General features: G+C 59.0%; 12 protein-coding genes. 8 read left to right on the top strand and 4 right to left on the bottom strand.

Translation table 11 applies throughout. The features are described from left to right. The first annotated feature begins 65 nt into the window (after positions 1-65). The 3 genes from BM079_RS02430 to BM079_RS02420 all read left to right on the top strand — a co-directional run bounded on the left by BM079_RS02430 (position 66) and on the right by BM079_RS02420 (position 2,034). Positions 66-440 carry a TM2 domain-containing protein gene (locus tag BM079_RS02430; RefSeq protein ID WP_380059485.1) on the top strand — a complete coding sequence of 125 codons (375 nt, stop codon included), beginning with the start codon at positions 66-68 and terminating at the stop codon, positions 438-440. A gap of 21 nt (positions 441-461) precedes the next feature. Then, positions 462-1,403 carry a cation diffusion facilitator family transporter gene (locus BM079_RS02425; RefSeq protein ID WP_090130437.1) on the top strand — a complete coding sequence of 314 codons (942 nt, stop codon included), beginning with the start codon at positions 462-464 and terminating at the stop codon, positions 1,401-1,403. Between the two features lie 61 nt (positions 1,404-1,464). Continuing rightward, entirely contained in the window at positions 1,465-2,034 is a 570-nt protein-coding gene (locus tag BM079_RS02420; RefSeq protein WP_245742790.1) for an exopolysaccharide biosynthesis protein, read from the top strand. A 59-nt stretch (positions 2,035-2,093) separates the two neighbouring features. On the opposite strand, the gene BM079_RS02415 is transcribed toward BM079_RS02420, so the two are convergent. Then, on the bottom strand, positions 2,094-4,028 hold the full coding sequence (locus tag BM079_RS02415; RefSeq protein ID WP_407656153.1) for a transglycosylase SLT domain-containing protein: 1,935 nt from the start codon (positions 4,026-4,028) through the stop codon (positions 2,094-2,096). A gap of 189 nt (positions 4,029-4,217) precedes the next feature. Here BM079_RS02415 and BM079_RS02410 point away from each other — a divergent pair, with 189 nt between their 5' ends. The 3 genes from BM079_RS02410 (at position 4,218) to BM079_RS02400 (ending at position 7,548) form a co-directional block, all read left to right on the top strand. Then, the gene (locus BM079_RS02410) at positions 4,218-4,544 is read left to right on the top strand and encodes a YkvA family protein (RefSeq protein ID WP_090130433.1); all 327 of its coding nucleotides are present in this window, start codon (positions 4,218-4,220) and stop codon (positions 4,542-4,544) included. Positions 4,545-4,714: 170 nt separating this feature from the next. Further along, positions 4,715-6,598 (top strand): molecular chaperone HtpG, encoded by a 1,884-nt coding sequence (gene htpG, locus BM079_RS02405; protein ID WP_090130431.1) that lies wholly within the window; start codon positions 4,715-4,717, stop codon positions 6,596-6,598. A 182-nt stretch (positions 6,599-6,780) separates the two neighbouring features. Continuing rightward, positions 6,781-7,548 carry a protein bax gene (locus tag BM079_RS02400; RefSeq protein WP_090130429.1) on the top strand — a complete coding sequence of 256 codons (768 nt, stop codon included), beginning with the start codon at positions 6,781-6,783 and terminating at the stop codon, positions 7,546-7,548. An 89-nt stretch (positions 7,549-7,637) separates the two neighbouring features. Here the strand turns inward: BM079_RS02400 and BM079_RS02395 are convergent, their stop codons facing one another. Continuing rightward, positions 7,638-9,065 (bottom strand): sensor histidine kinase, encoded by a 1,428-nt coding sequence (locus BM079_RS02395; protein ID WP_090130427.1) that lies wholly within the window; start codon positions 9,063-9,065, stop codon positions 7,638-7,640. Then, positions 9,062-9,724, bottom strand: coding sequence for a response regulator transcription factor (locus BM079_RS02390; protein ID WP_090130425.1), 663 nt, complete (start codon positions 9,722-9,724; stop codon positions 9,062-9,064). Before BM079_RS02390 ends, BM079_RS02395 begins: the two co-directional genes overlap by 4 nt. A gap of 294 nt (positions 9,725-10,018) precedes the next feature. Here BM079_RS02390 and BM079_RS02385 point away from each other — a divergent pair, with 294 nt between their 5' ends. Next, entirely contained in the window at positions 10,019-11,125 is a 1,107-nt protein-coding gene (locus BM079_RS02385) for an NAD(P)H-dependent glycerol-3-phosphate dehydrogenase (RefSeq protein ID WP_090130423.1), read from the top strand. Then, positions 11,122-11,619 carry a phosphohistidine phosphatase SixA gene (gene sixA / locus BM079_RS02380; RefSeq protein WP_090130420.1) on the top strand — a complete coding sequence of 166 codons (498 nt, stop codon included), beginning with the start codon at positions 11,122-11,124 and terminating at the stop codon, positions 11,617-11,619. The genes BM079_RS02385 and sixA overlap by 4 nt, the downstream gene beginning before the upstream one ends. A 29-nt stretch (positions 11,620-11,648) precedes the next feature. Here the strand turns inward: sixA and BM079_RS02375 are convergent, their stop codons facing one another. Beyond that, positions 11,649-12,599 (bottom strand): AEC family transporter, encoded by a 951-nt coding sequence (locus tag BM079_RS02375; protein ID WP_090130418.1) that lies wholly within the window; start codon positions 12,597-12,599, stop codon positions 11,649-11,651. Positions 12,600-13,014: the final 415 nt, after the last annotated feature.

Here is a 13,014-nt window from a genome sequence, read left to right as displayed (position 1 = left end):
ATGCCATGTCTGCACCCGACCATGCTCCTGCTCATAACGCTTCTGCCACTCAAGGTACCCATAACATGCTCATGGGCTACCTGCTGTGGCTTTTCGGTTTTACCGGCGCGCATCGCTTCTATTACGGCAAGCCCATTACGGGAACGATCTGGTTTTTTACCTTCGGTCTTTTCCTGATCGGCTGGATTATCGACCTGTTTTTAATCCCGCTCATGGATCGTCAGGCTGATCTACGCTTTCAGCGCGGCAGCAGAAACTACACGGTCAGCTGGATACTGTTGACCTTTCTCGGCGCGCTGGGTATTCACCGCATGTACATGGGCAAGTGGATCACGGGCATCATTTATCTGTTGACCGGTGGCCTGTTTCTACTGGGCGTACTCTACGATTTCTGGACCCTTAACGACCAGTTGTCGATCAAGCATCAGCGCGAGCGCTAGTCTTCGAAAAAGGACGCCACCATGGCCTCTGAATCAAAAGCCGTCATCTACGCCGCGATGGCGGGCAATCTGGCGGTTGCCATTACCAAATTCGTGGCCGCTGCCATTACGGGCAGCTCGGCCATGCTTTCCGAAGGCATCCACTCGGTAGTGGATACCGGCAACCAGATACTGCTGCTGCTGGGGATGCATCGGGCACGAAAGCCACCGGATCGTGATTTTCCGTTCGGTCATGGCAAGGAAATCTATTTCTGGAGCTTCGTGGTGGCGCTGCTGATTTTTGCGATCGGCGCCGGCGTGTCGTTTTACGAGGGGGTGATCCACATTCTCTCACCCGAACCCATGTCATCGCCTCTGATCAATTACATCGTGCTGGGACTGGCCATTCTCTTTGAGGGCGCTTCCTGGCTGTTTGCACTTCACGGCTTTCGCAAGGCCAAGGGTAAATGGGGGTATGTCGAGGCGGTACAGCGTGGCAAGGACCCCTCGCTGTTCATGGTGCTGTTCGAGGATTCGGCTGCCATGCTGGGACTTGTCGTGGCGCTGGGCGGCGTCTGGCTGAGTCAGGTGACTGGTAACCCGATCTTTGATGGCGTGGCTTCCATCATCATCGGCTTGATTCTCGCGGGTACGGCAGTATGGCTTGCCATCGAAACCAAGGGGCTTTTGATTGGTGAAAGTGCCAACCGCCGCGTGGTTGACAATATTCGTACTACCGTGGGAAATCATCCCCAGGTCGAGGCCGTTAACGAGGTATTGACCATGCATATGGGCCCGGACTTCATACTGGTTAACCTGAGCGTGCGCTTTGATCGCCAAATGCCGGCTGAAAGACTTGAAAAAGTGATCGCCGAGCTTGATCGAAGCCTCAAGCAGCAGCACCGCGAGATCAAGCGGATATTTATCGAGGCAGAGTCCAGTCTGGAGGTCGACACGAACACGTCATCTCAGGCACCAGAATAATTGACAGATCACTGACGCCGGGGACATGCCGTGATCCACCAGTCCGACACCGAGGTTTATCTTGAGCAATGGCACGACACTACGCGAGCTGTTAACAACCCTTGATGAAGGGCATGAAGGCAGCGATGTCAGTATCAATGACATTCTGACAACCTTTGAAGCGCGCGGTTTTGGCTCACTTTTGATCATCCCTTCATTACTGGCACTGGTCTGTCCCATACCGGGTATCCCGACCGCCTGCGGGCTGTTCATGGCATTGGTCGCTGTTCAGCAGGTATTCGGTCGCACTCATCCCTGGTTGCCAGAGCGACTGCGCAGGGTATCCATCGGGGCCGATCGATTTCATCGCCTGGTGGTTCGCATCGACCCCTGGGCCGGACGCCTTGAGTATCTTTTCAAGCCGCGTCTGTTGTTTATGGATACCAGCGTTGCCCGACGTGTGGTGGCAGTACTGATCACACTGTTGAGTCTGTCGATGGCACCGCTGGAACTGTTGCCATTCGCAGCGGCGCTGCCGGCTGGCATGCTGCTGCTGATCGCGCTGGGCATGATTGCGCGTGATGGTCTGATTGTCCTGACAGCTCTGGCCGTTGCTATTGCAGGCATGCTGTCCATGTGGCTTGTGCTTTAAAAAAGAAAGGGCCCTGTGTGGAGGGCCCTCGCTTGCCTGGCATATGGCGTGCAGGTTCTTCAGCGCTGAAGGGCACCGTTGTATCGAGTCGTTCGCTCATGCTCGGTCATCATGTGAACGCCCTGAGTAGAACCCTTCGCAAGCCCTTCAAGGATGGCGCGATAGGTCAGTACGGCCTGAACGTATTCGCGTGTCTCTCGAAACGGAATCTCCTCGATGAAGAGATCAAAGGGCTCGTCGCTGGCGGCCAGCCAGCGGTCCACACGGCCGGGCCCCGCATTGTAGGCTGCTGCTGCGGCAACGCGGTTGCCGCTGTAGCGTGCGGCCATGTCACGAATGTAAGCGCTGCCCAGCATGACATTGGTGTCAGGATCCTCAAGGCTTGTGACACCCTGCCAGGGCACCCCCAACTGCTGACTGACATGCTGTCCCGTACCGGGCATCAGTTGCATCAGCCCACGCGCGCCGACCGGTGACTGTGCCTGCGGATTGAAGGAGCTTTCGCGTCGCGCCAGCGCCATGAGAAGCCATGGATCGACATTGCGTTGCTGGCCCCATTTCTGGAAAAGGTCGGTATAGCCCTGCGGGAAGCGCCAGTCGAGCGCGTCCCAGCGATCACTGCGAATGGCGGCGTAAATGGCCAGGTCATACCACTGCTGGGTGAGCGCATATTGCGTCAGCGTCGGGCGCTGCGCTTTGGGCAGATGCCCCATCAGGTAATACCATTCGGCGCGGGCAAGCCCCGGCTCGTCGATGCGATACAGTGCGGCAATGCGGCGCATCGAGGGCAGGGCAGCGGCATCGTCAAGATCGTGTCTGGCGATGGTGACCGGCTCGTTTTGAAGGGCGTAGGGCTGGTGGAGGCGATCGGCAGCGGCAAACCCGAAGAAGCTGCGCTGACCGGCTGCAATCTGCCAGGCCCGGTGCGCTCCGTCTGCATCGCCCAGCTGTTCTCGGGCGCGCCCCAGCCAGTACTGCCAGTGAGCATCACGGCGATCATCCTGTGCCATGCGCTCGATCCATGCCGCGACCTCACGCCACTGACGATGCTCGAGCGCCTTGCGGGTTCTCAGCTCAAAAAGATCCTGATCACCCAGCTGCGCCGTGGCGGCGTCGGCCCACTGTGCATTGGCATCCACATCCCGCACCAGCGAGTAAAAGGCCAGATCATGCTCGATATCGTGCTGCTGTTCATCGGTCAGCGGTATCCGCGACTTGATCGCTCGCCAGGCGGACAGTGCCCGGGCAGTATCCTGTCGAATCAGGCGTACCATGGCGGTGGTATAAAGAGAGGCGATGCCCGGTGTGTCATTGCTGAGGGTGTCGGGAAGTGTCGTTACGCTGCCGGGATCACCCTGCAGGCGCTCGAAGGCGGCGCGCTGGGGCTGCCAGTTCTCGGGCAGCTCATCCGGGAGGTAGCGCAGCATGCCATCCTCTCCCGCTCGCCATGACAGCATCATGCGGGCCCAGATGTCGGCGCCGGTGATGGTGCCGTTGGCCCGCAGCTGGTCAAACAGCGGATCGCAGGCGGCGGGTTGCGAGTGGCCGACCAGCCACAGTTCACGACCGCCCAGTGCTGCGCGCTGCGGCTGGTCGGGCATGAGCGCCCTGTAGTACCAGCACTGACGCGTGGTCCCTTCCGGGACGCCATCACTGATGGCGAGAAAATCATTGAACTGCTGGCGCGGTCCCCAGGCATCCTGTGCCACGCCGCGCATCCATTTTGACAGCACCGAGTTTTGATAGCGCTCGAGATAGTCATTGACGACTGATGGCGATACACCCGGCAGACGTGACTTCAGCTCGTGATATTCAACGTAGCCTTCCAGTATGTGTCCGCGAATGGCGTCGTGATCGATCTGATCCCACTGCTGGGCACGAGCGGCCTCAAAGGCCTGGCTAAAGCGCTCGTCACCGGCCAGCGCCGGCGTGGCAAGTCCCGCGGCGAGCATCATGGCCAGCCAGCGTCTGGTTAATTTTTGCGTCAACCTCACCCGAAAACTCCTGTCAGCCACCGATATGAACATGCCCGGCACAGGCATACTGCGCGCAGGGGGCCTAGACTAATCCAGGTAGCTGGATTTAACGATCCCGTCAAAGGGATCTTCAGTTCCCGGGACGTTGACCCCGCACGATGACAACGGCCTTTTTAAAACAGCATTCTTGATCCGGAGTACCCATCCATGGCAAAAGGTCGACTCAATCCCATCGGTCTGATTCGTGGCCGTGGCCGCGTCTACTGGCGCATTTTCAAGGCGCTGCGTACCTTCTTTCCCATGCTGAACGACTGGCGCAAGGGGCGCTATCGGCCGCTGCCCAAAAAGGCAGTGGGCCTGATGGCGCTGGCCATCGTCTATATGGTCAGCCCCATCGATCTGATCCCGGATTTCATTCCCTTCTGGGGAGTTCTGGATGATCTCGTCATCGGCGGCTGGCTGCTGGCCAAGCTCGATGAAGAGCTTGATGTCTATCGCCGCTGGCGCGAGAGCGCCGACTCGCCCGCCTCATAACGGTTGACCTCTCCAGACGGCGGCCCTGCATCGATCGATGTGGGGCCGTTTCTCTTGAAAAATCGGCAACTTCCCCCATAAACGGGTAACACACCGCACGTTGCGGTTAGAGCAATCGGCCGCACGGCGTGCCTTACCCTGTTGATTATTGTCAGAAGAGAAACGTTGCCATGACGAGTGCGCAAGAGCAGACGCTCGGTTTCCAGACCGAAGTCAAACAGCTTCTTCACCTGATGATCAATTCCCTGTACTCCAACCGGGAAATCTTTCTGCGTGAGCTGATTTCCAACAGTGCCGATGCCTGTGACAAGCTGCGCTACCGGGCGCTGGAAAGCGACGCCCTCTATGAGGGAGATCCCGAGCTTCGCGTCGAAATCGAATTCGACAAGGATGCCAGAACCGTCACCGTACGTGACAACGGCATCGGCATGAATCGCGAAGACGTGATCGCCAATCTGGGCACCATTGCCAGGTCCGGCACCGCCGAGTTCCTCAAGCAGATGTCCGGTGAGCAGCAAAAGGACGCTCGCCTGATCGGCCAGTTCGGTGTGGGCTTCTACTCGGGCTTTATCGTTGCCGATGAGGTGGTGGTACGTACGCGTCTGGCCGGCACCGCGCAGGATCAGGGTGTCGAGTGGCGCTCGAAAGGTGAGGGCGAGTTCACCATCGCTGATATCGAGCGCGCCGAGCATGGCACCGAAATCGTGCTGCATCTCAAGGAGGATGCGCTTGAATTTGCCGATGAGCATCGTCTCAAGGCGCTGGTGCGCAAGTACTCCGACCACATTGAAGTGCCGGTCCGCATGCCGACCGTTCAGGAAGGCGAAGACGACACCGATGTCACCGTGACCTGGGAGACGGTCAACGAGGCTCAGGCGCTGTGGGTACGTCCGCGTACCGAGGTCAGCGATGACGAGTACAAGGCGTTCTACAAGCATGTCGCGCACGATTTCAGCGATCCGCTGACCTGGAGCCACAACAAGGTCGAAGGCAAGCTCGAGTACACCAGCCTTTTGTATGTGCCCTCGCGCGCGCCGTTTGATCTCTATCAGCGTGAAGGCGCGCGTGGCCTCAAGCTCTACGTGCAGCGTGTCTTCATCATTGATGATGCCGAGCAGTTCCTGCCGCTCTATCTGCGCTTTGTGAAGGGTGTGGTCGACTCCAACGACCTGTCGCTCAACGTCTCGCGTGAAATTCTGCAGCAGGACCCGCAGGTCGAGAAGATGAAAGGCGCGCTGACCAAGCGTGCGCTCGATATGCTGGGCAAGCTTTCAAAGGACAGCGAGACCTACCAGAACTTCTGGACCCAGTTCGGCAGCGTGCTCAAGGAGGGGCCGGCAGAAGACCACGGCAACCGTGAAAAGATCGGCGGTCTGTTGCGTTTTGCCAGCACCCATACCGACAGCGCCGTGCAGGATCAGTCGCTTGCCGACTATATCTCGCGCATGCAGGAAGGTCAGCAGACGATCTACTACATCATCGCTGACAGCTTCAATGCTGCCCGTCACAGCCCGCATCTGGAGATCTTCCGCAAGAAGGGCATCGAGGTGCTGCTGCTGTCAGATCGCATCGATGAGTGGCTGATGACGCACCTCACCGAATTTGATGGCAAATCGCTGGTCGATATCACGCGCGGTGATCTGGACCTGGGCGAGATCGACAGCGAAGAGGAAAAGCAGGCGCAGCAGGAGAGTGCGAAGGCCAAGGAAGGACTGGCCGAGCGTTTCCGTGAAGCGCTGGGCGATCAGGTACAGGAAGTGCGGGTCACGCATCGCCTGACCGAATCACCGGCCTGTGTGGTGTTGCCGGAAAACGAGATGGGCTATCAGATGCGTCGTCTGATGGAAGCCGCCGGTCAGCCGGTACCCGAGGTCAAGCCGATTCTCGAATTCAATCCGGAGCATGCGCTGGTCTCACGTCTCGAGAGCAGCGAAGGCGAGGCCTTCACGGATCTGGCACATGTGCTGTTTGATCAGGCCGTGATCGCTGAAGGTGGCCAGCTGGATGATCCGGCCGCTTACGTGCGTCGCCTGAACGCCATGCTGACCCACTAAAGCCCGCCCCGGGCGATGGCGGCACCAGGCCGTCATTGCCTGTCGTGAATGTATTTCTTCTGTCCGGCATTGTGCACGATTGAGCACAATGTCGGATGTTCGCCTCATCTCGTCGATGATGGCGACATGGCAGGCAAAACATGTTAGCCTGCCACCCTGTTTTGAAACCGAGCCCATCTCACATGACACGAACGCATCGCCCGTTAACGACGTTGACGCTCGTGCTTGCACTCTCCATTTTCAGCGTATTGACACCTTCTTACGCTGAGACCAGCAAGCCCAGTTTCCAGATGCCGGATTTGCGCGAACATGCCGCCGGCAGCGATCGCAAGATCGCCTTTTTCAACCTCATGATCCCGCTGATCGAGAAAGCCAACGACGAGATTCAAAACGATCGTGAATGGCTTTTGCACATGCGTGATCAACCCAAATGGACGACCGGTTCAAGAAAGCGTCTGGCGTCCATCTGCAATGACTACGGTCTGAGCTGCAAGAATGAGCAGAGCGTCAAGTGGTCCTCGCTGCTTTCCCGTGTCGACACCGTGCCGATTCAGCTGGTGCTGATCCAGGCCGTGGAAGAGTCCGGCTGGGGGACGTCGCGTTTTGCCCGCGAAGGCAACAATCTTTTCGGCATGCGCTGCTTCGGCAATAGCTGTGGTCTGGAGCAGATAGGTACCGGCAGCGGCTATCAGAGCTTTGACACTGTGTATGACGGGATCGAGGCCTACATGCGTAATCTCAACACTCACCGTGCCTATGAAAAGCTGCGTGATCGCCGCGCCGCGCTGCGCGACAAGGATAAAAACGTCAATGCACTGGCATTGATTCCTTCATTACAGAACTACTCGATCCGTGGTGATGCCTATCTGGCAGCGCTGCAGTCGCTTTTGAGCACCAATGCGCCATTGATTGAAGAAATGCGCGTACAGGACAGTGATGACCCGGCATGATGGCCCTTCATCACCGCTCATGAAAAAGTCGCCCGAGGGCGACTTTTTCGTTTTCTGACTGCAGGGCCGCGATGGCAGCAGTGCAGGAATTACGGCTCCTGCAGTACTGGCCAGGTCACGGTGACGATCAGGCCATGTGGCTGGCGATTATCGATGACCATTGACGCCTTCTGACGCTGGGTTAGCTGCTTGACGATCGACAGGCCCAGACCGCTGCCGGTCATGCGCTGATTGGCGCGGTGAAAACGCTCGGTAATCTTTTCAAGCGAATCGGCCGGCACGCCCGGGCCGTCATCAATGACCTGAATCATCGGCTGGTCATTGTGCTCGCCCAGATGCAGCGTCACGGTGCCGCCGTCGGGCGTATAGCGCAGGGCGTTGTCCAGCAGATTGCGCAGCAATACTCCCAGCTCGGTCGGATCGGCGCGCACTCGGAGTGAGTCCACTCCACTCATCTCCAATTGCTGATGGCGATGGCCGGCCAGAGGCCACATCTCTCCGGCAAGCTGAGAGGCGATCGGATAAAGATCGACCACGTCCGGCTGGCGCTGTGGCGTGCGCTCCACGCGGGCCAGCGTCAACAGCTGATCCACCACGCGCTGCAGACGCTCGATGCCCTGGCGTGCCTTGTCCAGCGAGCTCTGATGGTCCCGCTCGCTGGCCCGGGCATTGTCAAGATGGATTTTCAGCCCCGCCAGCGGCGTGCGCAGCTCGTGAGCGGCATCGGCCGTAAAGCGTCTTTCGCGGTCGAGCGCCATGCGCAGTCGTTCAATAAAAGCGTTGAGAGAGTCGCGAAGCCCTATCAGCTCGCGCGGGGGATTCTGTTCGATCGGCCTCAGGTCCTGATGATAGCGCCGTGATACCTCGGCCGAGAGGTTGTCAATCGGACGCAGGCCGCGACGAATGACCCACCACAAGGCAATCCCTAAAAGCGGCAATATCAACAAAAAGGGGATGCTATTACCCAAAAGGATCTTGTTGACCAGTTCTTCCTGAAAGTCATCACGCAGTCCGGTAGAGACCCAGACGCCATGCTCCTTGTCATAGATACTGAAAACACGCCACTCCTCGCCGTCATAATTGACCCAGCGATAGCCGGTTTTTTCAGGCGGTGGGAAGGGGCCGCGATCGTTCCATTCAGCGCTGAGCATGCGTGGCGTAAGGTCACTGTTCCAGAAGCCGAGTGACAAAAGCCGTTCTTCTTCGCGAAAGCGACGCGGTGCCGTCATGGATTGCGTATCCATGATGAGACTCGCGTCATCGCTGTTTTCCATGCTGTAAAAGCGTGCGGCATGATTGGGTTGCGTCAGGCGATCCGCCAGAGCCCTGTAGTCCTGCGAATCCATGTTGATATCGATCATGCCGGTCACGATACGCCCGAACTGGGAGAGCTGGGCGTCAAACATCTCCTCGAGTTCATGTTTCGTGATCAGCCATGCCGTCAGACCCGAGAGAATGGCGCCCAGCAGAACCAGTCCCATGACGGCACGTGTCAGGTAGCGGCGAATCGAGATCATTCGATCGTGTCGTCCAGACGGTAGCCGATGCCCCGCAGGGTCACGATCAGATTGCTGTCGAGTTTCTTGCGCAGATGGTGGATATGCACCTCCAGCGCGTTGGATTCGATCTCGTCACAGCAGCCGTAAAGCAGCTTCTCCAGGTGCGGGCGGGTAAAGACCTGGCCGGGGTGCTGGGCCAGTTCGTGCAGCAGGGTATATTCGCGCCGGCTGAGTTTGACCAGCCTGTCCTTCCAGCTGACTTCGTGGCGGGCGTGATCGATATGCAGCGGGCCGATTCGAATGCTCTGCTGTGGCCGTCCGCCCTGGCGGCGGCTGATGGCGCGCAGTCGGGCCTGAAGCTCGTCGACGTCAAAGGGCTTGAGCACGTAGTCGTCGGCGCCGGCGTCGAGTCCCTGGATCCGATCCTCGAGACTGTCACGAGCGGTCAGGATCAGTACCGGAATGTCATGGGCGGCGCGAATGCGACGCAGCACTTCCATACCGTCAATGCCGGGCAGGCCAAGATCAAGAATGACGGCTTCTGTCTGACCCTGCTCGACGTGCGCGAGCACGCTTTCACCTTCCGTCAGCCAGGTGACCTGATGGCCTTCGCGGCGCAGAGCGGTTTCCACGCCGTCGCCCAGCAACAGATCATCTTCGACAAACAATACCTTCATGTGATTGGGTTCCGGTTCAGAACGTTGCATGGATAGCTCGGCGCCCTCCGAATGCAGGGGTGAATATTGATTCAATGCTCTCATGTTCCTTGCCTTGTGTATTGGTGCAAGTCATTGATTCAGGCTTGAGACCCTTGAAACTGTCATTGGTGCCCTTGCTGTTGTCATCGGATATCCCTCCTGTCCGGCCTGTCTCCCTTGATTCTATCCGAGCCGGCAGCACCATGCGTTACCCGCACGGCCTGACAGGCGTTACACTAAAGCCCGACCCTCGTCGATCAACAAGGATTCTCCATGGCAGTCGAGCATCAGCCGCAGGTCAGTACAGACGATATTCGTGTGCCGCCGGTGGCCGTGCTGGGAGGTGGCAGCTTCGGTACGGCTCTGGCCAGTATCGCCTCCAGAGGCGGCGCCAGGGTTCGCCAGTGGATGCGCGATGCTGAGCTGGTGGACCATGTCAACGTCCACCATATCAATCATCGCTACCTGCCCGATTTCAACATCCATCCCGAGGTAGTGGCCTCCAACGATCTGGCCTGGGTGCTGGAAGAGGCTCGGCTGGTCCTGATTGCCATTCCCTCCGGAGGCTTTCGCCAGGTGGTGCGTCAGGCAGCGCCCCATTTTGCAGGGGAGGCCATTCTGGTCAGCACGACCAAGGGCATCGAGACCGATACCTTCCTTCTCATGAGCCAGATTCTGGAACAGGAAACCCGCAGTGCCCACATTGGCGTGCTTTCCGGGCCCAATCTGGCGGCTGAAATTGCCCAGGGCCATTTGAGCGCCAGCGTGATCGCCAGCAACGACGAGCAGACCCGGTCACGCGTGCAGGCGGCGCTGTCGTGCGATCATTTTCGTGTCTATGCCAGCAATGACCGCTATGGTGTTGAGATGGGCGGTGCGCTCAAGAACATTTATGCCATTGCGGTCGGCATGGCAGCCGCGCTGGGGATGGGCGAAAACACCCGCAGCATGCTGATTACCCGGGCGCTGGCCGAAATGAGCCGCTTTGCGGTCGCTCAGGGCGCCAGTCCCATGACCTTTCTTGGCCTGGCCGGTGTCGGCGATCTGATCGTGACCTGTTCATCGAATCTGTCGCGCAACTATCGGGTCGGTTACGCCATGGGCGAGGGGCGAACGCTTGAGGAAGCTACCGCCGCGCTGGGGCAGGTGGCCGAAGGGGTCAATACCGTCTCGCTGGTGGTCAGACGTGCCGAGCAGGACAATATTTACATGCCGCTGGCGACCGGGCTTTATCGGGTCATGTTTGAAGGGGTGGCACCGCGCGACATGGCCACGGCGCTCATGCGCAGTGAACAAAGCAGTGACGTTGAATTCACGCTGCCGCGAGAGGACACGCGGCGTGCTCAGCAGCAAACCGCAGCCAGGGATATCCCAACATGAAAATCTATATCATGCGCCATGGTGAAGCCGCTTCCGGAACGCCCGACGCACATCGGCCGCTGGACATGACCGGGCAACAGGAGGTGGCGCGCATCGCTGACTGGTTTTCCTCGGTCATGGGCGAGGCGGGGCATCGACTGAAGATCGTGGCCAGCCCCTATGATCGTGCGCAGCAGAGTGCCCGCATCGTCGGCCGCGCCCTGAACGTGGATGACATCATGACACTGCCGATCATGACGCCCGATGCGCCACCGGCCACCCTGATCGACTGGCTGACCCATAACGTCGATCCTCGTGAGGATGACGCCCCGTGGCTGTTTGTCAGTCATATGCCGCTGGTTGCGGAGCTGGTCGGTCAGCTGGTGGACGGCAGCCCCAATGCTCGCCTGCCGATGGGTACAGCAGATGTGATCGAGCTGGAAGCGCAGGTATGGGCCGCCGGCTGTGCGACGCTGATGCGCCATGTGACACCGTCCACCGCGGCGCTTATCTAGCGTTGAAGCACGCCACAATGGTGGGCATGTCAGCTCGCCAGACCGGTGATCTGCAGGATAAAGACGCCCAGTGTGATAGTGACGCTGCTGGCAAGCGTTGTGATGGCGACCGTATTGGCGGCAAGTCGTGCATTGCCGCCCATTGCACGGGCCATGACAAAGCTGGCAGCAGCGGAAGGACTGCCCAGAAACAGAAAGAGCAGGACCAGCTCGCGCCCTTCAAAGCCCACCAGCCAGGCCACCAGTACGGCCACGGCCGGCATCGAGACCATCTTGATCAGGCTGGCGCCGAGTGCCGCGCCGCTGGCCTCGCGAATGGTGGTCATTGACATGGTGCCGCCAATGCTGATCAATGCCAGCGGCAGGGCCAGATTGGCAAAATACTCACCCGAGGTGTGCAGCCAGCCCGGCAGCGCCAGCCCGCTGGCAGCAAAGGACAGTCCTGCCACTACAGAAAGAATCAGCGGGTTTTTGACAATCTTGAGCACGATGCTGCGCCAGCCGGTTCTGGCCTGAGGCTGGTACCAGGCCAGCACGATGACGGCCAGCACGTTGTAAAGAGGAATGATGGTCGCCACCTGTACGCTGCCGGTGGAGAGACCGAAATGGCCATACATGCTGGCCGCCAGCGCCAGTCCGATAATACCGCCGTTGCCACGAAAGGCCGCTTGCACATAGACGCCTCGATCCTCAAAGGCGACCCGTCTTGTTGCCCACCACCAGATCAGTAGAAAGCTCGCGACTGTCGCCAGCGCCAGATAGGCCATCAGGTCCGGTATGATCGCCTGCGACATATCCGCATCGACCAGTGACAAAAAGAGCAGGGTGGGCATGGCGCCGCGAAATACCAGTGCTGAACTGGTGTTCACAAAAGCGCTGTCGATCCATTTGAGGCGCTTGAGTGCCACCCCCAGCAGTACCATGGCAAAGACAGGAAAGGTCACGCTGAGGGTTTCGGCAAAAAGGGCAGACGGGCTCATGCAGGGATACCGTATGGCGGCGGGGGGCCATGAGATTATGGCGTCTTCACAACAACGTCCCGTGAGGGACGCTCATGAAGAAAACCGATGGACAGGGATGTCTTGAAGGAACGCTAGAGCGTGGCAAATCCGGCGATCAGACCGGCCAGCACCACGGCAAGAAAGAGACGATTGCGCAGACGGCGGGAAGCGTCGGGCATGCAGGGCTCCGGAGATGGATGAGATTCAGGCAATCCATTATACGCGCCGGGGCCCCTTCGGGCGACCCGGCGTAATCCGTGACACGCTGTCACGAGATGGCAACCCCATGGCGCCCGGATCAATGTCAGGGATCAACGGCAGGGGACATGCCGGCAGAACGTGCATCGTGTTGTCGGTCGTCGTATTGTCGCAGGTTTGAAAATGATGGAGCGAG

Origin of the sequence: Kushneria avicenniae (genome assembly GCF_900112585.1) — a bacterium.
Lineage (GTDB): Bacteria > Pseudomonadota > Gammaproteobacteria > Pseudomonadales > Halomonadaceae > Kushneria > Kushneria avicenniae.
The sequence above is the reverse complement of the archived record's forward strand: the minus strand, read 5'-3'. Positions and strand labels throughout refer to the sequence as shown.